Source organism: Bacillus sp. T33-2 (assembly GCF_002860205.1).
Lineage (GTDB): Bacteria > Bacillota > Bacilli > Bacillales > Cytobacillaceae > T33-2.
This window is the reverse complement of sequence record NZ_PGVB01000010.1, coordinates 307,736-326,889: the sequence shown is the minus strand read 5'-3', so window position 1 is coordinate 326,889 and position 19,154 is coordinate 307,736. Positions and strand designations below refer to the sequence as shown.

Below are 19,154 nucleotides of genomic sequence, written 5' to 3'. Positions count from 1 at the left end.
TGGCAGCACATCGGGCTAACCGGAGAGAGTCCCGAACACGCCATGTCCAGGGCAAGCATATATCATGTACAAGACTAGTAAAATAGTAATTAAAAAATGGGGGTGTCCCGGTATAGATTTAATTGACGTGGTGAGCAAAGGGAGATTTGATCTGCCATAAAGCTATCCTCCTTATATAATGTATAAAACATTATACGTTTGAGGTGCTCATCCCGTACAAAGTCCGACATGGAAACAGCTCATATGTCCCGAAACTTCTATTCGAAGTAATCCAAATAATCGGTTGCGATTCCATCAAAGCCAAGCCGGTTAATCGTTTTTGCTGTATGCTCATCCCTCACTGTCCAGGTGATTGTTTTAAGGCCGTGGCCGTGGATCCTTTTTACAAGGCTCTTGTTCGCCATTGTTATTTTTGGATTTAAATAAGATGCGAAACTTGAAAGAGCCTTAATCTTTCGGTTCGATATTCCGCGGGGATCATGCCTCACAAGCACACCCACAGGTATGGATGGCACCATTTCTTTAAATCTTTTCATCGATTTACTGTCAAATGACTGAACGATGACCATGCCGTTTGGTTGGTGGAGACCCCGTTTGACCAGTTCATCTGCCACCTTTTCTTCTATTCCCGGATACAGGGAAGGCTTCTTCAATTCAATCAATAACTTCACTTTGCCGCCATATCGCTCCAGCACTTCGTTAAAAGAAGGAATCTTTGCCCCTGCAAATTCTGTTGAAAACCAGCTGCCCGCATCCAGCTGCTGAAGCTCCTGGAAACTAAAGCCCCTTACCTTGCCCTTTCCGTTTGTCGTTCTGTCAACCGTTGGGTCGTGGATGACCACCAGTACACCATCACGGGTTTCCTGCACGTCAAACTCAAGCATGTCTGCGTTCATTTCAATCGCTTTCTCAAAAGAAACCATCGTATTCTCCGGACAGTATCCGGCAGCCCCTCTGTGCCCGATGAGAACCGGCTTGTTTCTTCCTCCACCTATAATATTCAGGACTTTTTCTAAACGATGCAATAAAGCCAGGAACGAAGTTAAAAAAACATTCGCCTTCAGTAAAAATCTCAAAGTTATACCCCTATCTGTTCAGTGTTTATAATAAAAAAAGTTATCCTGATCACCTTGCAGCGAATAAGACTGATAATCGGTTTTTATTATACTTGAAAGTATAAAGCCAGCGATACAATGGGCGCATTTTTTTCAGCTGTTTAATTCCACATAAGACCCGCTTTGAATAGGATATAGTGACATTCAAAAAGGAGGTTGTTAAGATGGCTGATGGAGGCGGATTCGGATACGGCGGAGGTTTCGCCCTGCTTGTAGTGTTGTTCATCCTGCTAATCATTATTGGGGCATCCTGGGGTTACGGAGGATTTTATTGATCATCCAACTCGTGCATAAGGGAGGTCTTTGAATGCGTTATGGATATGGTTATGGTTACGGGGGCGGCTATGGAGGCTGGGGTTACGGACACGGCTTTGTCCTGATCGTTGTCCTGTTCATCCTTCTGATCATTGTCGGCTGTGCTTGTTATCGTTAATCAATTGAAGATGCTTGAGGGGGATCCTCAAGCATTTTTTTATGGATATGGGGAACGAGAGCAGGGGAGGGTTGTTTGTTTCAATGGTACGACAAATATCCAAAAACTCCGACAGAAATCGTTTATTTTTTGGGGCTTACGACATATTTTTTACAAATATGACAGAAAACTGTTTAGCTTCCCGAAGCGGCGGGTATCTATGTTTTGTGGCGCTAGAAAAATAAAAGCTATTTTCGGGGAGGAAAAACAATTGAAAAGGGGAATTTTAATCATCTTCGCCGCCATTTTGCTTCTTGGCTCCCTTGCAGGCTGTTCAGGGGAAAAAGATGCACAGGCAGAAAAAACAAAGGACGGCAGAGTAATAGTTAATTTCTGGTCATTCTGGGGGTCGGAAACCAGAAGGCCGATCATTGAAAAAATTATTGACGACTTCAATAAATCACAGGACAAGATCACTGTTAAACATACATTTTTGCCCTTCGGTGACATCTGGACGAAAAATCTTGCATCGGTTGCTGCCGGCAACCCTGCGGATGTCATCATAAACGATATCAACACTGTTGCCCAAAGGGCAGAAAATGAGCAAGTTGAAGATTTAAGCAAATACATCGATGATTCATTTGAAAACCAATTTTATCCTCACCTGTGGGCAACGGTAGTTCACAAGGACAAGCCTTATGCTGTCCCTTTCAATACTGACACCCGCCTGCTGTACTTCAATAAAAAGGCATTCAGGGAAGCAGGGCTGGATCCGGAAAAGCCGCCGAAAACATGGGCAGAGCTTGAGGAATATGCGAAAAAGCTTGACGTGAAGAACGGCAGCAACTATGAACGGATCGGGTTTTATCCATTATGGGGAAGCGCTGGTGCCGGCGCCTGGATGACAAACGCCGATGATGGCAAAGGTTATATCGAGGATGGCCAATTGGCAATCAACACACCGGACAAGCTTGAAGCACTGAAGTGGGTACATGGCTGGAAGGAGCGCCTCGGTGCAAATACAGTCCAGGCTTTCCAGGCTGAATTCGGCAGTGAACAGGCAAATCCCTTCATCGCTGAAAAAGTGGCAATGTGGGTAGACATTGGTACATTCTATACGCAAATCAGGGATTATGGCAAAGACCTGGAGTTTGGTGTTGCACCCATCCCGTCATATAAAGAGGGCTCCGGCCATTATGCAGAAGGAGGCGGGTTTGTAGCCGAAATTCCAAAAGGGGCCGAACATCCTGAAGAAGCAATGGAATTCATAAAATATTTGACTGGGCCTGAAGCACAAAAATACTGGGCCATGAAAAACTATGACAATGTTGCCAACAAGGCAGCAGCGGAAGCAACAATCAATGAGCTTGATGGCGACGCCAGATATGTCTATGAAGCTTCAGTCAAAAATCTTGAGACTACTAATCTTTACCCTGTTCCGCTTGAATACCCGGATTATCATAACCGGATCAACCCGCAAATAGAAAATGCACTGCTCGGGAAAATCTCTCCTGAAAAAGCACTGGAGAGAGCGGAAAAAGACGTGGAGAAAATCAAACGGAAATAGACGGATAAAAAGAATAAGTGATGATCAACAGAGAGAAGGCGGCGACCTTCTCTCTTTCCATAATTAATTTTTTTTTAGAGGAAGGCTGGGGAGAATGAATCCGTATGAAACAACGATTACTCAAACAGATAAAAAAGATCTTATTGAACCGGAGGCTAAGAAGTACCCGGCTGCAGTCCAACAAGCTCGGCGCCGTTTAAGCCGAAAGGCAAAAGACAATCTGGCCGGCTACCTGTTTATCAGCCCATGGATCATAGGTTTCCTTGGACTGACCTTTGGCCCGCTGGCATTTTCTTTAGTTGCCAGTTTTACTGATTATAATATTACCTCCAAAATGAATTTTATCGGGTTTGAAAACTATAAGCGGATGTTCACGGTGGACGACCTGTTTATAACATCGCTCATCAATACACTGTATTATGTTGTGTTTTCAGTGCCTTTGACAACAGCCGGCGCAGTTCTTCTTGCTGTCCTGTTAAACCAGAAAGTTAAAGGGATGAAGTATTTTCGCACGATTTACTACCTGCCGGCCGTAATGTCTGGGGTAGCGGTCTACTTCCTTTGGATGCAGCTGCTGAGCCCGTCTACAGGACTTGTGAATACGGTATTGGGATGGGTTGGCATTGAAGGGCCATCATGGTTATTCGATCCAGGTTGGACCAAGCCGGCACTCATCCTGATGAAACTCTGGACAGTTGGCAGTGGGATGCTCCTTTATCTGGCCAGCATGCAGGGAGTTTCCAAAGAAATGTATGAGGCGGCAGAGCTGGATGGTGCGAGTTCCTGGCAAAAGTTTTACCGGATCACCTTGCCGATGATTTCGCCAGTCATTTTCTTTGATGTGATTACGAGCACGATTTATTCGTTTCAAATTTTTCAGGAGGCATATGTCATGACAGAAAACGGCGATGGCGGCCCTTCAAACTCGTTGCTGTTTTATAATTTGCATATGTGGAACAATGCGTTTGAAATCTTCGATATGGGGTATGCATCCGGGATGGCGTGGATACTGTTCATCATTGTCATGGCACTTACAGTTGTCAATTTGAAGGTGGGCAAACGCTGGGTGCACTATGAAGGGGGAGATGAAAAATGAGGGCTGCTGCTGCACCAAGATTTTATGAGACAAAGCGGTTTAAAGAAAATGTGAAAAAGGCCGTTGTCACAATCATATTGTTATCAGGCAGTATTCTGATTTTGCTTCCATTATGGTGGATGATTTCAACTTCCTTAAAGACACCCCAGGAAATTGCCCAATATCCGCCTACGTTTTTCCCGAAGGAATTCAACTTCTCTAATTACATTGAAGCGTGGCAAACTGCGCCATTTACACGATGGACATTGAATACGCTGTTCATTTCGGTGTGCGCAACGGTTGGCAGTGTACTGGTCAACGCACTTGTTGCTTATGCATTTGCCAAAATCAAGTTTAAAGGACGCAATGTACTATTTGTCATTGTGCTTGCCACGATGCTGATACCAGGGTTTGTCACCATGGTTCCGCAATATATTCTGTATTCGAAGCTTGGCTGGCTGAATACGTTTTTGCCATTGATCGTTCCAACCTTTTTGGGAAGTGCCTTCTACATCTTCTTGCTGAGGCAGTTCATGATGGGAATCCCAAACGAACTTTTGGAAGCCGCCCGTCTTGATGGAGCGAATCATTTGCAGATTTGGTGGCATATTATGCTTCCTTTGACGAAGCCTGCACTGATTACGGTTGCGATACTCGCATTCAATGGGGCGTGGAATGATCTGCTTGGCCCATTATTGTATATCAATGATGAGGCATTATACACACTGCAAATCGGCCTGCAGACTTTTAAAGGAACCGTTCAGACGCAATGGCATTATCTAATGTCAATGTCTGTGACTGTCCTTCTCCCAGTTATGCTCATATTCTTCTTTTTTCAAAAGTATTTTATAGAAGGAAACAACCTCAACTCTGGATCAAAAGGGTGATCTAAAAAGGATGCTACTGTGGCATCCTTTTTTTTGTCTAGTGGAGAAAAAACAAGGCCGGATTCCATTCACTCATAGTTAATTGTTGACTTTAACTTTCGCTGGAAGGTAAAATTGTAAACGTCGATAACATGTATATACATGTTATAGTTTTATTGCGGCAGTTTGATTGTACATACTGGATAATCCTGAATAAAATGTCCAATACTATATCGCAAGTATACGCGTTAAATATCGGCATTGTAAATGTACTGTTCTATGGAAACGGTATCAGGAGGAGATAGTATGGGCGTCGATAAAAAATCTGTTGAGCAGATTATTGAGGGTGTCGGCGGCAAGGAAAATATTGCTGCAGCGACTCACTGTGTGACGAGGCTTCGGTTTGCTTTAAAAGATGAAGGGAAAGCAGATAAAGAAAAACTTGAAAATATTGACCTCGTCAAAGGCACATTTTCTTCCAACGGCCAGTATCAGGTTGTCATAGGACAGGGTACAGTTGATAAAGTGTACAACCAAATGGTCGAAATGACAGGCATTGGGCATGCATCCAAGCAGGAAATAAAAGATGCTGCGGCACAGAAATTAAACCCGTTCCAGCGTGCGGTCAAAACCCTTGGTGACATCTTTATCCCAATACTTCCGGCGATCGTCACGGCCGGCTTGTTAATGGGCATTAATAACATCCTGACAGGCAAGGACATTTTTTTCGAAGGCAGGGCGCTTGTAGATGTTTACACTAGCTGGGCTGATTTTGCCAGCATCATCAATTTGATTGCTAACACTGCATTCGTTTTCCTGCCCGGATTGATTGGCTGGGGTGCCGTGAACAGGTTCGGGGGGAGCCCGCTGCTGGGGATCGTCCTCGGATTGATGCTGGTGCATCCGGATTTGATGAACGCCTGGGGTTACGGAGCGGCCCAGCAGGAGGGGAATGTGCCTTCCTGGAATCTATTCGGGCTTAATGTGGAAAAGGTCGGGTATCAGGGACAAGTATTGCCCGTGCTGTTAGCTTCCTTTGTTCTTGCAAAAATAGAATTATTTCTCAAAAAGCGGATTGCTGAAGGATTCCAGCTGTTGACTGTTGCGCCAATCGCCCTGCTTGTCACTGGTTTCTTGTCATTCATTGTCATCGGTCCAGTTACGTTTGCTATCGGCAATGTGATTACAGATGCAGTAGTTGGTATTTTTGACGCTGTTCCAGCCATTGGCGGCCTGATTTACGGGGCTTTATATGCACCATTGGTTATCACTGGCATGCACCATACGTTCCTTGCTGTCGACCTACAGTTAATCGGAACGACTGGCGGCACGTTTCTGTGGCCGATGGTCGCGCTGTCAAATATTGCCCAAGGCTCTGCAGCCTTTGCAATGATGTTCGTGAACAGGCATAACGACAAGCTGAAAGGGCTGGCGCTTACTTCATCCATTTCGGCCTGGCTTGGGATCACCGAACCTGCCATGTTCGGAGTCAACCTCCGGTACAGGTATCCGTTCATAGCCGCAATGGCCGGATCAGCTGCAGCAGGTGTTTTGGTTTCACTTTATGGCGTAATTGCACCATCAGTCGGTGTTGGCGGATTGCCAGCTTTCCTTTCTATTTTGACAGAGTTTTGGGGAGTTTTTTTCATCGCTATAGCCATCGCGCTGGTTATCCCGTTCGTGCTGACGGCAATTTTAGCGAAAGTCAAAAAATGAATATAGGCCATGGGACATCAGCTTCCCATGGTATTCGTGTGTTTCAATGCTGCGTGTAATGTTAATAGAGGGGGTACTTCAACATGAATGAACCGTGGTGGAAAAAATCAGTCGTCTATCAAATTTATCCAAAGAGCTTTTATGATACAACCGGAAACGGAGTAGGCGACCTTCCCGGAATCATCAGCAAGCTGGATTACTTAAAGGAACTGGGTGTGGACGTAATCTGGCTTACACCGGTATATGAATCGCCGCAGCGCGATAACGGGTATGACATCAGCAATTATTTCAAAATTCATGAAGAATATGGGACAATGGAGGATTTTGACCAGCTGTTGGAACAAGCCCATGAGCGTGGCATCAAAATTATCATGGATATCGTCGTGAACCATTCATCAACCGAGCATGAATGGTTTAAAGAGGCAAGGAAATCACGGGACAGCCGCTACAGGGACTACTATATATGGAAAGAGCCCAAGCAGGACGGCAGCGCTCCGACCAACTGGGAATCCAAATTCGGTGGATCTGCCTGGGAATTCAATAAAGGGACAAAAGATTATTACCTGCATTTGTTTGATGTCACACAGGCCGATTTGAATTGGGAAAACGAAGACTTGAGAAAAGAAGTTTACGAAATGATGCATTTCTGGTTTGAAAAAGGAGTCGACGGTTTCAGGCTTGATGTTATCAACCTGATTTCAAAGGACCAGCGTTTTCCGGATGATGATGGAAGCGTACCTCCGGGTGACGGCAGGAAATTTTATACCGACGGCCCTCGCATCCATGAATTCCTCCAGGAGATGAACCGGGAAGTGTTCTCGAAGCACAATGCGATGACAGTTGGGGAAATGTCGTCAACCACGATTGAAAACTGCATTAAATACTCGAATCCTCATCGGAATGAATTAAGCATGACATTTAACTTCCACCATCTTAAAGTAGATTATAAGGGTGGAGATAAATGGACGCTCGTTGATTTTGACTTTATTGGGTTGAAACGGATTCTGTCTTTATGGCAGTCGGAAATGAACGAGGGCGGTGGATGGAATGCCCTGTTCTGGTGCAACCATGACCAGCCGCGGATCGTATCCAGGTATGGAAATGATGGGAAATACCGCACGGAATCTGCGAAAATGCTGGCAACCACAATCCATATGATGCAGGGAACCCCTTATATTTACCAGGGGGAAGAAATTGGGATGACCAATCCATATTTCGATAAGATTGAGGACTATCGGGATGTTGAGTCTCTGAACATTTTTGACCTTAAGCGGGCAGAAGGAATGCCGGAAGAAGAAATACTCGAAATTTTGAAAAGCAAATCCCGTGACAATTCCCGTACCCCTGTGCAATGGAACAGCGAAAAGCATGCAGGGTTCACTGAGGGCACACCATGGATCAACGTTGCTCCTAACTATGAAGAATTAAATGTAGATAAAGCTTTGGATGATAAGGATTCAGTGTTTTATCATTATAAAAAACTGATTGACCTTCGCAAAAAGTACGACATCGTTACACATGGGAATTATGAACTGATACTGGATGAGCATCCTGAGATTTTTGCTTATATCAGAAATGCGGAAAACGAAAAGCTTCTGGTCGTCAACAACTTTTATGGCAAAGCTGCCGAGTTTACACTTCCGGATTCCGTTGACACTGAAGGTTATACGGAAGAAATCCTTTTGTCCAATTATAAAGACTCCCAAACAGGCTTTAAAAAGGTTTCATTAAGACCTTATGAATCAATTGTATATCGTTTGACAAAATGACGGCGGCGGAATTCCGCCGTTTTTTTTATCCAATAAAGGACATTTCCTCACGATTTTACCATCTATAGTTTTATTAATTCTTCACATCATAAGAAGGTAAAACCAATGTTTAAGGAGGAAATGACAGTGAAAGGTTTGAAATACGGAAAAGTGCTGCTGACAGCCATTACAGTGTTCTCTTTGGCTGCATGTAATAACGATAATAATGGCAATGAAGCTGCAAGGGACAACCGCAATAACCGGATAATGGATATTGGTGACAATGACAATGGGAACAACAGAAACGGTGCGTTAGACGCTGGCAACGGCAGAAATAACGATGCTTTCGATGTTGACAGGCGGGATCTTGGAAATAATGATAACAGAAACGACGCGTTTATTGGCATGGGAGACAGAGACGGTAGAAATAATCGTGGCCAGCAAAATCAAAATCGCAAAAATGCCCCAAATGCCGATATACTGCAATTGCAGAACGGCTGCATAACAGTAGAGCCGAATTCATTCAGCACTTCGACACCAAGCACGAACTACCCTCATACAAGGACGAATAAAAAGGGCCGGCTGGAATATTACACGCCTGGCCAGCAGGGCGGCCAACAGCAGGGCGGCCAACAGCAAGGCGGCCAACAGCAGGGAGGCCAACAGCAGGGAGGCCAACAGCAGGGTGGCCAACAACAGGGCGGCCAACAGCAGGGTGGCCAGCAAGGCGGCCAACAGCAGGGTGGCCAGCAAGGCGGCCAACAGCAGGGTGGCCAGCAAGGTGGCCAACAGCAGGGTGGCCAGGAACAAAGAACAGTAAATGCCAACCAGCCTGGCAATGGGATCTCCCAGTTTGAAGCGAGGGTCGTTGAATTGACAAATATTCAGCGAAGAAATAATGGGCTGCGTGACCTCGTTGCCGACAACCAATTGAGCAGTGTCGCACAGGCCAAATCAAATGATATGCAGTCAAAAAAATACTTCTCCCACACAAGCCCAACTTATGGATCTCCTTTTGACATGATGAGGGACTTCGGAGTTACTTACAGGGCCGCTGGTGAAAACATTGCGATGGGACAACGCAGCGCGGATGAAGTCGTAAACGCCTGGATGAACAGTGAAGGGCACAGGAAAAATATCCTCAATCCAAGTTTCACCCATATTGGCGTAGGCCATAACGAAAACGGAAATTACTGGACACAAATGTTCATTGGCCGTTAAATAGCAGAAACCGGTATTATATGCCGGTTTCTTTCAGGTTTATTGTTGCGTTCACGAGGGAACCTCTTATATGTAGACACCAAGATACGATGAGGAGGTAACAACAAATGAAAAGAAAAGGCTTGATGATGACCACCCTGGCCCTTGGAACTGCATATTTACTTAGAAATAAAAATTCACGCGAGAAATTGATGAGTCAGTTTCAGTCATTTGCCGGACCATCCAAACGGAAACAATAGCAATGGATGAGGAACCCCTGTACACACCAGGGGTTCAAATCTTTTTGGGGAAAATGCTGCACCTTTTTCAATTTCAGACTTAAGGAGTACACAAGGCTGTGTTTTTTACAGTCAATCCATTTGACAGTGCCTCACCTGTTGTCAGAATTCTGGCTGGAACGGTCCCGTTGACCCTGCTTACCGGCCTGGAATCTCCCTCGCCTTTGTCCTTCGGCAATTTTCCACCCAGGCTGACGTTGGGGATGTTTATCTTTTTCTCTGGCATGGTTTCACCTCCAATGTTAATTTGCCCAGTTAACAATCGTTTTTACCAGGTGAACATCACTTTTTATCGCGTGGGTCTTGTTCCTCAGCCATTTCCATGCCGTAGGCAAGATTTCGGTTAAAGCCTGTTTGCTGCTGCCCGCCGGTGTCGTTCATGGTTTCACGGATCAAGTAACGGTGAATGGCCAGTTCAGCACCTGCAAATAAACTGGCCGTCACGATGCTGCCCCAGGCCAATTGCAAATAACTCTCGAACAGGATGTCACCAAATATCCACACTGCCATGTACACTAACAGGAAATCTATAACAGCAGTATTTATATTGCCGAGTCGAGGTAAAATCATCCTGTCACTGACTACATAAGAAATAATGGTGATAAACAGACTGAACGAAATGATATCGCTTGCGCTTGCATCAAAAAACAGATCAAGGCCAATAGCAAAAGCCAGGGTGCAGATTATGAATTTTATTGCCAAGATGGTTATTAGTCTCATAGTATGAACCTCCTTTTTCCAATTAGTGTAAAGTAAAATATGGAAATTCATACATGGAAGAAACATTTTTTTTATGGCTATTACTGCACAAGATAAATTCCCCAAAGATTATTATCAAAATATGGAGGTAATCTTTTGCCATCACATGAACGGTGGATATACAAAAAGCTCCACTTTAAATTAAGCATAAAGAAATATTTACAACGTCCTGCAAACATAACGAAGGTGGACCCGTTAAAGAGTACACCCTCGTTTATCTTTTGTAATCCCTATCACCCACCGAATGCTTCCAAAACATCTTTCACCTCTAGCAAATCCACAGCTTTGGGTTCCTTCCGGCCCTCTTTAATGCGGGAAGGTTTAGGGGCTGGACCCAGTGGAATATATCCCTGCTGCAGCATTCTTCTAATTTCAGAGAGCTCTTGCAATACGTCTTGCGGGGCGCCTTTTGGGACTGGAACTGGCTTGTGAAAATAGTGATTGAGTGCAGAAAGGAGCAGATGAACAAGTGTGTTGTTGTTGGTGTGGTATTCAATCTGTTCTTGGATTTTCGGCGATACAGAAAGGGAGTTGCCTGTTTTTACATCTATGAACCGATCAGGCACAGTTATTGCGGTTTTATTGATAAAATCGGTGTAGGTTTTGGTCGTGTCAGACATATCAATCATCCCTTAATTGAAACTAAATCAGTGGAATTCTCATATTGTTTCTTTAAGTGATTCATTTTCGCTAAAACCAGAAGCCCCAGAACATTCAGCTTCTCCATGTCCTCAGGAAACATTAATTCGATAGGGCGCCCTTTTTCGGCCCATTTTACCGCAGCTTCCTGGATATGCCGCTGGGCAAGCTTTGCTGCTCCACCGACAGCGATATACCGTCTCGCCCCTTTTACTTCGTTTGAACTGCTTCGGACCCTGTCGAAGTGTTCAAGGAATTTAATTGCCATTGACCTTAATTGGGGATTGACATACTTGCTAATGTCCTTTTTCACGCCAGCGTATGGTTCGACATACCATTCTGATTGGCCTGCAAACAATTTTTCCTCCAGCTCGGATCTCGAATCAAACGTATAAAGTTCACTTTTGCTGATTTTCCTGATGATATTGTCGAGAAACAGATTAATTCCGAATGTTGCACCCTCAACCGAGGCGACTGGTTTATTATTTTTAATGCCGACAAAATCGACTGAATCTCCCCCGAGGTCGCCAATGATAATCCCTCTGCGTGATTCTTTGACTAGTTCATCGTCCTTTATTCCCAACGTTTGCTGGTCACGTGTCAAGCCCAGGTAGGCACAGGCGCCCTCTGCTCCGACTATTACATCTTTTATAATGAGTTTTACGACAAGTTCTTTAGGTTCCGGGAGTCCAGGGACCTTATGGATCGTTACTGAATGGGTTCCCATCAGCCGCTGCTTTAACTGTTCTTTTTTCTCTTTATACTGGGTCGTAGGCAGCGATACCGCAAGCTGGTCGATTTCATAATATATATCAAGATCATCGACATTTACAAAAGCAGCATGATACGCAGCGATTCCAAAGAGAAGAATGTAAGTGCGTTCTTCATCCGCTTTTTGGTTATTAAAGGATGTCAGGCTGACATTCATTTGCCTTGCCGCTGACTTGCCTGCATAGTAAATTTCCCGCTTGTCTACGATCGCCTGGCTCTTTACCTCCACAATGAGATTGTCTTCGAGGACCACATCTTCTTCATCGTAGGGCTTTTCATAAAATTCTTCGTCAAACAATGCAATCGCATTGGGCATTTTATATTCACTTATTGCCCCGTTGTCAGAAGCCAGTACTTTGTACCAGCTGTTCCCGATATCAACGGCAAAAAAGTTGTGTCTGTTCATCGTATCCTCCTCCTGTAGAATCCTATGCACAAAGGAAGCCATTTGGTGCAAGTACCTATCAATCTTTATGACAAACAACCTTTGCATGTAGTAAAAACGCTCAAAAATCCACGATTATACTGATTCATTTGACCATGCTTAAAGCTTTCGACAGCATAGGATAACACTGTAACCTGAATATAAAGGAGGAAATAAAAAAATGACAAATGATCATCACCACGATCATCATGATCATCATCCCACGCATAAACGCAATTGTGTTGATGTAGATGTTTCCGCGAACATTGGGGAATGTGAAAGTGTACGGGTAAGACCTTATACAGCTGATATTACCCGGCATTTAACTATAAGTGCTCCCGCAGTTTTAGCTGAAAGAAGAGTAACTACCAATCTAGTTGCTGAAATCCACTTTCCGGATCCTGTGCTCGAAATCAAGGATATTAAAAAACGGGTGCAAATCGTTCAGTGCTCACTGATGCTTCCTGCCCTGGCACCGGATCAATATCCCCCGGAAGATGATTTTCTTGTACCGTTGTTTTTAAAAGGATTTGTACGTAAAAATATACAATATGCAACCCCATGCCATCATCCATCAGGCAAATGTGTAGCTTCCGATCTGCGGTCCCTGACAGTGAATATACCTTTTCACTGTACCACCACAATTCCATTAGGTGAATTTATCATAGAGCCTGAATTTCCAAGAGTGAGTCCACGCACAGAATTTGATTTCTTTAGAGCACAGGATTTGGGACACGGCTTTCCAGAAAAGGACCAGCTTCTATCCAGCGACCTATCCCAATTCCATCAAGTGAGCTCACAGTTCTACAACCACCTGCCATTCTGTGAGTTAGTATCACACAATATCACTGAATGGGATGAAGCAATTGACCGCAAGAAGCATGAACATGATACTTTCGAGGGGACATTCTATACTGTAGTTGAAAAAATGTCACTGCAGTTTACGATTAGAGTACTGCAAAATCAACAAATTCCAATTGGTAAATTGTTGCCATGCGATAATGACTAAGTATTAACCATAGCATTGTCATGTGACTCCACCGGGAATCATGATAATGCTTTTTCTTGTGGCAAGCTTTACTGCTGTTTAGCGCAAGTGCCACATAATTAATGGAACATTTCATTTCTGGAAAAACTCTTTCTCTCCTATACATATTCCGTTTTTGCCTTATTTGACATGTGTCCATTGTCCTTATTAAAAAAAGCAAATATTCATTCTGGTTGCTCCCGATTAACAAATAATAAAAATTCCGTACTATCCGTACTAATAGAAGATAAATGGCATCGTTTGCGTTTTATCAAGGGTTTCGTGGGCATGTATCCTAAAAATAGGCGAATGCCCACGGGCGAATACCCATACATAGTCATCTGTACCGAATAGGATGAATTATCTTTACTCTAAGGAGGAGCGTAAATGTCTGATTCACACAACTATAAAAAAGATCATGAGCATAAAACGAAAATACACCATGTCGATAGTACAGCGGTTCATCATCAACACCCTCATGTTTCCATTGGAAAGATCATCACAAAGGTTCCTGTTGTTTTGGCGGAGCTGACCCTTCAGGTTAATCTCGATACCATCATTCACTTTCCGGAGCCGGTGTTAGAAATCAAGGATATTAAGAAGAGATTGAAACTAACCCAATGCCGCTTGCTTCTGCCATCCAACAAATTGTTCATCAAAGGCTTTGTCAGAAAAAATATCCAGTACGCAAGCCCCAGCCTCGATATCCAGGAAAGCACAAAGTCAACGATAGCTTCCGATTTGCATTCATTTACAACTGACATTCCGTTTCAGCTGGTGACAGAAGTCAAGAAATTTATTACAAAGCCGGTGATGCCGGAAATCAACAAACGCAGGGAATTTGATTTCTTCGTTTCGAAGCCATTGCCATCCGGTTTCCCTGAAAAAGATGAGCTGCTGACTAGCGACCTGTCCCAGTTCCATCAAGAAAGCGCTCAGTTCTATAATGAACTGCCTTTCTGTGAATTAATTTCGAGCAAAATTATTGAGTGGGATGAAGCAATCGACAGAATGCCTCTTCCGAACTCTGCCCCAATTGAAGAAGGTTATTTCACTAAAATTGAAGAAAAAATGGTCGTTGATTTTACTGTAAAAGTACTTCAAAATCAGCAACTGAGAGTTTCTTCTGCAACCAATGACCATGATGATTATCATGGCCATGACGGCCACCATGGCCATGACGGCCACCATGGCTACGACGAATGCTATGATGACCACGACCATCACAAGAATCACGGCGAGTATGATGAATGTGATTGATTTAATAGCATGATGGAACAGGGATTATACTATTAACATAATGGTATAGTCCCAATTCCTATTGTATAGATTTTACAGGAGGAGGGAAGTGGAAGGAATGCAACAAAATGGAAGGATTGTTTCCTCAAGTGCAAAACCATTCAGCCGAAAAGCCTCTGCTCCGTTAATTTTGCCCCCTCCAAAGGTTAATAGCCACCGGATGAAAGAAAAACAAGAATTTGAATCAGCTAGAGAGTTTGCTTCTCGAGAGTCTATACCATTAATTGAAGAGCATAATGACAAGAGTGTCTTTTCATCCATTGAAACAGAAGATGATGCTGCCGCTGTTGATGAGACCTTGGAAGAGGACAATTATTATTGGGGAAAAGCTGCCAAATTACAGGGAGGTAAAAAAAAGAAGTGCTTTCATCATACGGAGCCTGCAGATAAAGATAAGGATAACACTGATGAAATATGTGAAGAGGAAGAAGAGGAAACAAATGAGCCAGAAGATCAGGACGTAAAGGAGGCTAGTTATCCGGAAGGCGACGACGTGAAGGAGGCCAGCACGCTAGAAGACCACGATTTGAAGGATAGTGAAAGCGCGTCTGACATTGTGATCCTGGAACGAGAAGGACCGCCGAAAATCATAAAGAAGAAGCTCCTCCCAGTCATTAAACTGCCTGTATTGCTGGCAACCGTGATAATAGACCTTGATATTTTTGATTCGTATGATTTATTATCAGACATGTCGTGTATCACTAAAACTGAATGGAATTTTCAGGTTTTGGATTCCAGGGTGGTCCTGCCATCAACAATGTTCTTTGTCAATGGGCTGCTTGTTGTTGATATCGAGTTTGTAAATTGTCAGACACATACCATTCATGCTGCAACAATAAAAATTCCATGGCAAAAAGTGCAGAGTGTCGATTGGCTGTCTTTTCCTGAAATGCCAAGCACGAGTCGGGAAGAGTTTATGTTCCAATCTGACGATGCGTTAATTTATCATGAAGTATATGAAGAGCACTTTGTCCATGAACTTGAATATAATTTTCGCGGATTTAAATGCATTTGGAATGATGGTCTCCTTTTAAATGAAGTGACTCCAACATTTTCACTTCAAGGGAGCGCACAATTGCTGTTTGATATCCTTCAGCCTCAATATGTGAATCTGAATTTAATTTAAACCCCGCACTATCGAGTGATCAAATAAACAAGGGTGTCTCGGCTAAGAGACACCCTATATTAGTCCTGTTTGCTTTGATAAATGTCTAGCTACAGCGCTTAGCCCCTCGGGTCATAAGCCAAATCACTGCAGAAATCGGGATTCCTGCATGATTCGTCTTATGCCTGTCGGGGCTGATCGAGGCGCTTCCGCTTTTTTTATGATCAGTACTTTTTAAGAGCTCCCTTGAAAATGTCACGGGCAGATGGTCCATGATCGTCGTCATAGTCGTCATGGCCTTCATGTTCGCCACCTTCATAACCATGTGGCGGATAGTGATGGAACCCGACTTTTTTCACTTGCTGTTTCTGCCATATCTTAAACAGCATTAGGACTTCCATCTTCTCAATAATTGTGTCAAATCGTCCCCATGTGTCAAAATTCTTTAAAATATCTATTTCTTTAACCGCCGCGGCAATAAGCTTACATTCAATTGGTTCGTTGAAAAGTTCAAAAGTAAGGGAGCCGGAGGAGCATCTGTCTGCGCCATGTCCATCTTTATCAAGCTCTCTTCTTTCCAACACGGTATTTTTAATGCTAAATTCCATGTCATCGACTGGGAACTGTACGGGACTGAACAGCTTAATGGTTCGGTGGCAGTTGAAATGAACATCCACGCTATGGTCTTTCAGTACGCCACTGCAGTGTTCCACGTATTGAATATTTTTGTGCACAACCCCGGTGATAAACACCTTTACGAAATGCTTAGGGTGTAAAGTCGAAGGAATAACTTTACACTGTTTGAGGCTGACATTCTTCCGAATATGCTTGATTTCCCTAGCAGGCGTTGGGAGGTGTATTTTTGCTTCGACGTCAGCTTCTAGACAAACTTCAGAAAGAGGGACTGCAACATCGATAACTGGTACTTTATCAGCAAAAAACTTTGGTGGAAATTCATCGTGGAAACAGTCCACATGCTTTGTATCGGCCTTATCACATGAAGGCAAATCAGGGCATCCATGCTTATCATTGCAGCCGCACGTATTTTTTTTCATACATTTCACTCCTTTTTATGGTTATCAAAAGCAATCCGAAGCATTAACCTACCCATGGTTAATTTTGCTTCTCTCTTTTGACTTACTATTGTATATGTCTCAAAAATGCATTTGTATGGACTGGTGTCTGTAGACATTTGCACTATTTTTGGTATTCTGTCTCTTTGAGAACATAAAAAACTCCGATTCATACACTAAAAATGAACAGGAGTTTTCCATAACGGTGAATTATTTAACACTGTCTTTTTTTATCTTTTTGATGCATTTGATGAATGTTTTGGAATCTTGCCGGGTTTCGGTCTTAACAGCAGGGAAACAAGTGATGCCAGCAAATTTACTGAGGTCTGCTTCAAAACATGCTCCTGTCCGTAGGAACCCTTTAATTCCAGGACAGCAATTACAATGAATCGGGCATAATAATTCCAAAATAGCACAGCAGTTACAATCTTTAACGAATTTCTTTACCCGGAAATAAGGAGAATCGATTTCGAAGAGGCAGCCATCAATTTTTACAACTCCTTTTCCGGCAAAGGAACGGCCACAATCCTTTTCACATCCGCACAACAACTTAAATGGTACAGTATCCAGTCCAGATGGCTTGCGTGTCTCGAGCAATTTTTTAATAGATTGGTCGCAGCTTGTATCGCAGCTATCGTCCTTTTTTACTTTGTGCTGAGCCTCCGCAATTTCCCTTACCTTGTGGCAAACGCAATTTTCCCCTTTAGAACATTCTTTTTTGTCATCGCAGTCACCATCGTGATCTTTGTTGGAGCAGTCTAAGGAGTGATGTTCCTTTTTACAACAGTCTTCATGATCCTCTTCATCTTTACCCTCATGATCCCATTGGTGCTCTTCTTTAAAGCATTCATCCCAATCATGGTTTTTATTAAAGTGCTCCCTTTTATCACATAGCATTGGTCAAAGCATCTCCTATTCTTGCTTATTTTCTATCAGACTATGGAGAAATGGATTTTCTGTATAGGGAGCAGTCCACGACGTAAATAAATGTATGTTTGCCATATATGAATGGTTGCTTTGGTGTTCTTTAGAATTCAAACAACATCCAGGGATAAGACCTTTATTGCGTTTTTTCGATGTATTCAAACAGAAAAGACTGTCCGTCCCGGTAAAACCTCGGGTCATATAAACCAAGCCGTTTATCATCTTCCACGATTACAACGAAGGGAGACCATTGATAAAGGGTCTTCGCTTCCGGACGTTTGTTAAACAACTCGTTGAGGTTGGCGTCCTCGCTTGAAACCAGTTCATACTGTTTTTCCCGCTCTTGAAACAAATTGTCCTGGTAAATGGTCACAATATCCTCTTTTTTCTCAATTACGGTATATGTCCAGGGGATGAATCCTGCAGACAGTGCAACCTGGTTTTTCTCATTTTTATATTGATCATAAATAACCCATCCCTGTACGCTTTGAACGAGGAAATGGACGGCAATCAGGCACCAGGCAATTTTATAGGCAACAGTCCCCTTCAGCTTGTTTTTTCTGGAAGCCAAAAAAGCGGCACCTAAAATCAGCCATACCATAAAGTCTATAATAGGGACAGTCCCGAATGTAAGCCGGATGTTTGATACCGGTTCAAAATATCCAGTCCCCCAGGCGTTGAAAAGGTCACTCGTGTCATGGATCAAGACGGCAATCCAAGCCAGGAAGAAAAGCTTTTTATCTTTTACCCGGAAAAATAAATAGGACAAGGACAAAAAAAGCAGTGCCCAGACAGGAGTCAAAAGGACAGAATGGGTGATGCCCCGGTGCCACATCTGGTACATTCCTTCGTTGTCCCAAAGCTGTGAAACGACATCGATGTCTGGTATCTGGCTAGCACCGACAGCAGTAAACAAAAAAGCGCTGCGGGCCGGCCTCTGCATATCTTTTTTGTCGATGGCGCCATAGAGCGCGAGCCCGAATAATGTGTGAGTTATTGTATCCAATAGTACACCTCCATGCATTTTCCATTATAATCCTCGGCTGCAAATTTAAAAAGAAACCTTACTCGAATATCAGGATTGCAAACTTTAACCCGGCATTATAAGATTGAAGTTATGAGGAAATTCGCCTGT

20 protein-coding genes are annotated in these 19,154 nt (G+C 43.4%); 12 read left to right on the top strand and 8 right to left on the bottom strand.

Annotated features, from left to right (window positions below; translation table 11 throughout):
• Positions 1-257: 257 nt before the first annotated feature.
• Positions 258-1,076 (bottom strand): glycerophosphodiester phosphodiesterase, encoded by an 819-nt coding sequence (locus tag CVD19_RS08590; RefSeq protein ID WP_101581436.1) that lies wholly within the window; start codon positions 1,074-1,076, stop codon positions 258-260.
• A gap of 203 nt (positions 1,077-1,279) precedes the next feature.
• On the opposite strand from CVD19_RS08590, the gene CVD19_RS08585 reads away from it, so the two are divergent.
• The 9 genes from CVD19_RS08585 (at position 1,280) to CVD19_RS25390 (ending at position 9,959) form a co-directional block, all read left to right on the top strand.
• A complete protein-coding gene (locus CVD19_RS08585) occupies positions 1,280-1,390 on the top strand; it encodes a YjcZ family sporulation protein (RefSeq protein ID WP_101581435.1) in 111 nt (36 codons plus the stop codon).
• A 32-nt stretch (positions 1,391-1,422) separates the two neighbouring features.
• On the top strand, positions 1,423-1,548 hold the full coding sequence (locus tag CVD19_RS08580; RefSeq protein ID WP_101581434.1) for a YjcZ family sporulation protein: 126 nt from the start codon (positions 1,423-1,425) through the stop codon (positions 1,546-1,548).
• Between the two features lie 250 nt (positions 1,549-1,798).
• Positions 1,799-3,094, top strand: a complete 1,296-nt coding sequence (locus tag CVD19_RS08575; protein ID WP_101581433.1) for an ABC transporter substrate-binding protein — start codon at positions 1,799-1,801, stop codon at positions 3,092-3,094.
• 94 nt (positions 3,095-3,188) lie between these two features.
• Positions 3,189-4,190, top strand: coding sequence for a carbohydrate ABC transporter permease (locus CVD19_RS08570; protein ID WP_101581432.1), 1,002 nt, complete (start codon positions 3,189-3,191; stop codon positions 4,188-4,190).
• The gene (locus CVD19_RS08565; protein ID WP_101581431.1) at positions 4,187-5,056 is read left to right on the top strand and encodes a carbohydrate ABC transporter permease; all 870 of its coding nucleotides are present in this window, start codon (positions 4,187-4,189) and stop codon (positions 5,054-5,056) included. Before CVD19_RS08570 ends, CVD19_RS08565 begins: the two co-directional genes overlap by 4 nt.
• A 285-nt stretch (positions 5,057-5,341) precedes the next feature.
• Positions 5,342-6,751, top strand: a complete 1,410-nt coding sequence (treP, locus tag CVD19_RS08560) for a PTS system trehalose-specific EIIBC component (RefSeq protein WP_101581430.1) — start codon at positions 5,342-5,344, stop codon at positions 6,749-6,751.
• A gap of 83 nt (positions 6,752-6,834) precedes the next feature.
• Positions 6,835-8,520, top strand: a complete 1,686-nt coding sequence (treC, locus tag CVD19_RS08555; protein WP_101581429.1) for an alpha,alpha-phosphotrehalase — start codon at positions 6,835-6,837, stop codon at positions 8,518-8,520.
• 126 nt (positions 8,521-8,646) lie between these two features.
• Complete coding sequence (locus tag CVD19_RS25170; RefSeq protein ID WP_257985064.1) at positions 8,647-9,720, top strand: CAP domain-containing protein; 1,074 nt, start codon at positions 8,647-8,649, stop codon at positions 9,718-9,720.
• Between the two features lie 107 nt (positions 9,721-9,827).
• On the top strand, positions 9,828-9,959 hold the full coding sequence (locus CVD19_RS25390) for a hypothetical protein (protein ID WP_257985063.1): 132 nt from the start codon (positions 9,828-9,830) through the stop codon (positions 9,957-9,959).
• Between the two features lie 79 nt (positions 9,960-10,038).
• Here CVD19_RS25390 and CVD19_RS08545 read toward each other — a convergent pair whose 3' ends face one another.
• The 4 genes from CVD19_RS08545 to CVD19_RS08530 all read right to left on the bottom strand — a co-directional run bounded on the left by CVD19_RS08545 (position 10,039) and on the right by CVD19_RS08530 (position 12,573).
• Positions 10,039-10,224, bottom strand: a complete 186-nt coding sequence (locus CVD19_RS08545) for a hypothetical protein (RefSeq protein WP_101581428.1) — start codon at positions 10,222-10,224, stop codon at positions 10,039-10,041.
• 56 nt (positions 10,225-10,280) lie between these two features.
• Positions 10,281-10,718, bottom strand: a complete 438-nt coding sequence (locus CVD19_RS08540; RefSeq protein WP_101581427.1) for a YndM family protein — start codon at positions 10,716-10,718, stop codon at positions 10,281-10,283.
• 272 nt (positions 10,719-10,990) lie between these two features.
• A complete protein-coding gene (locus CVD19_RS08535; protein ID WP_101581426.1) occupies positions 10,991-11,377 on the bottom strand; it encodes a hypothetical protein in 387 nt (128 codons plus the stop codon).
• A 5-nt stretch (positions 11,378-11,382) separates the two neighbouring features.
• On the bottom strand, positions 11,383-12,573 hold the full coding sequence (locus tag CVD19_RS08530) for a ParM/StbA family protein (protein WP_101581425.1): 1,191 nt from the start codon (positions 12,571-12,573) through the stop codon (positions 11,383-11,385).
• 199 nt (positions 12,574-12,772) lie between these two features.
• Between CVD19_RS08530 and CVD19_RS08525 the strand changes: the two genes are divergently transcribed.
• The 3 genes from CVD19_RS08525 (at position 12,773) to CVD19_RS08515 (ending at position 16,043) form a co-directional block, all read left to right on the top strand.
• The gene (locus CVD19_RS08525; protein WP_180953554.1) at positions 12,773-13,600 is read left to right on the top strand and encodes a CsxC family protein; all 828 of its coding nucleotides are present in this window, start codon (positions 12,773-12,775) and stop codon (positions 13,598-13,600) included.
• A gap of 405 nt (positions 13,601-14,005) precedes the next feature.
• The gene (locus tag CVD19_RS08520) at positions 14,006-14,878 is read left to right on the top strand and encodes a CsxC family protein (protein WP_257985062.1); all 873 of its coding nucleotides are present in this window, start codon (positions 14,006-14,008) and stop codon (positions 14,876-14,878) included.
• 88 nt (positions 14,879-14,966) lie between these two features.
• Positions 14,967-16,043: a hypothetical protein gene (locus tag CVD19_RS08515; RefSeq protein ID WP_101581424.1), complete on the top strand. Its 1,077-nt coding sequence runs from the start codon at positions 14,967-14,969 to the stop codon at positions 16,041-16,043.
• Positions 16,044-16,246: 203 nt separating this feature from the next.
• Here the strand turns inward: CVD19_RS08515 and CVD19_RS08510 are convergent, their stop codons facing one another.
• The 3 genes from CVD19_RS08510 to CVD19_RS08500 form a co-directional block, all read right to left on the bottom strand.
• A complete protein-coding gene (locus CVD19_RS08510; RefSeq protein ID WP_101581423.1) occupies positions 16,247-17,077 on the bottom strand; it encodes a CsxC family protein in 831 nt (276 codons plus the stop codon).
• A 228-nt stretch (positions 17,078-17,305) separates the two neighbouring features.
• Positions 17,306-17,992: a CotY/CotZ family spore coat protein gene (locus CVD19_RS08505; RefSeq protein ID WP_101581422.1), complete on the bottom strand. Its 687-nt coding sequence runs from the start codon at positions 17,990-17,992 to the stop codon at positions 17,306-17,308.
• A 163-nt stretch (positions 17,993-18,155) separates the two neighbouring features.
• Positions 18,156-19,025 (bottom strand): metal-dependent hydrolase, encoded by an 870-nt coding sequence (locus tag CVD19_RS08500; RefSeq protein ID WP_101581421.1) that lies wholly within the window; start codon positions 19,023-19,025, stop codon positions 18,156-18,158.
• Between the last annotated feature and the right edge of the window lie 129 nt (positions 19,026-19,154).

Excerpts from the sequence above, each read along its gene's own strand:
- CVD19_RS08585 (WP_101581435.1), top strand. The coding sequence starts at position 1,280 with ATGGCTGATGGAGGCGGATTCGGATACGGCGGAGGTTTCGCCCTGCTT.
- CVD19_RS08580 (WP_101581434.1), top strand. The coding sequence starts at position 1,423 with ATGCGTTATGGATATGGTTATGGTTACGGGGGCGGCTATGGAGGCTGG.
- CVD19_RS08570 (WP_101581432.1), top strand. The coding sequence starts at position 3,189 with ATGAATCCGTATGAAACAACGATTACTCAAACAGATAAAAAAGATCTT.
- CVD19_RS08565 (WP_101581431.1), top strand. The coding sequence starts at position 4,187 with ATGAGGGCTGCTGCTGCACCAAGATTTTATGAGACAAAGCGGTTTAAA.
- treP (WP_101581430.1), top strand. The coding sequence starts at position 5,342 with ATGGGCGTCGATAAAAAATCTGTTGAGCAGATTATTGAGGGTGTCGGC.
- treC (WP_101581429.1), top strand. The coding sequence starts at position 6,835 with ATGAATGAACCGTGGTGGAAAAAATCAGTCGTCTATCAAATTTATCCA.
- CVD19_RS25390 (WP_257985063.1), top strand. The coding sequence starts at position 9,828 with ATGAAAAGAAAAGGCTTGATGATGACCACCCTGGCCCTTGGAACTGCA.
- CVD19_RS08545 (WP_101581428.1), bottom strand. The coding sequence starts at position 10,224 with ATGCCAGAGAAAAAGATAAACATCCCCAACGTCAGCCTGGGTGGAAAA.
- CVD19_RS08540 (WP_101581427.1), bottom strand. The coding sequence starts at position 10,718 with ATGAGACTAATAACCATCTTGGCAATAAAATTCATAATCTGCACCCTG.
- CVD19_RS08535 (WP_101581426.1), bottom strand. The coding sequence starts at position 11,377 with ATGTCTGACACGACCAAAACCTACACCGATTTTATCAATAAAACCGCA.
- CVD19_RS08530 (WP_101581425.1), bottom strand. The coding sequence starts at position 12,573 with ATGAACAGACACAACTTTTTTGCCGTTGATATCGGGAACAGCTGGTAC.
- CVD19_RS08525 (WP_180953554.1), top strand. The coding sequence starts at position 12,773 with ATGACAAATGATCATCACCACGATCATCATGATCATCATCCCACGCAT.
- CVD19_RS08520 (WP_257985062.1), top strand. The coding sequence starts at position 14,006 with ATGTCTGATTCACACAACTATAAAAAAGATCATGAGCATAAAACGAAA.
- CVD19_RS08510 (WP_101581423.1), bottom strand. The coding sequence starts at position 17,077 with ATGAAAAAAAATACGTGCGGCTGCAATGATAAGCATGGATGCCCTGAT.
- CVD19_RS08505 (WP_101581422.1), bottom strand. The coding sequence starts at position 17,992 with ATGCTATGTGATAAAAGGGAGCACTTTAATAAAAACCATGATTGGGAT.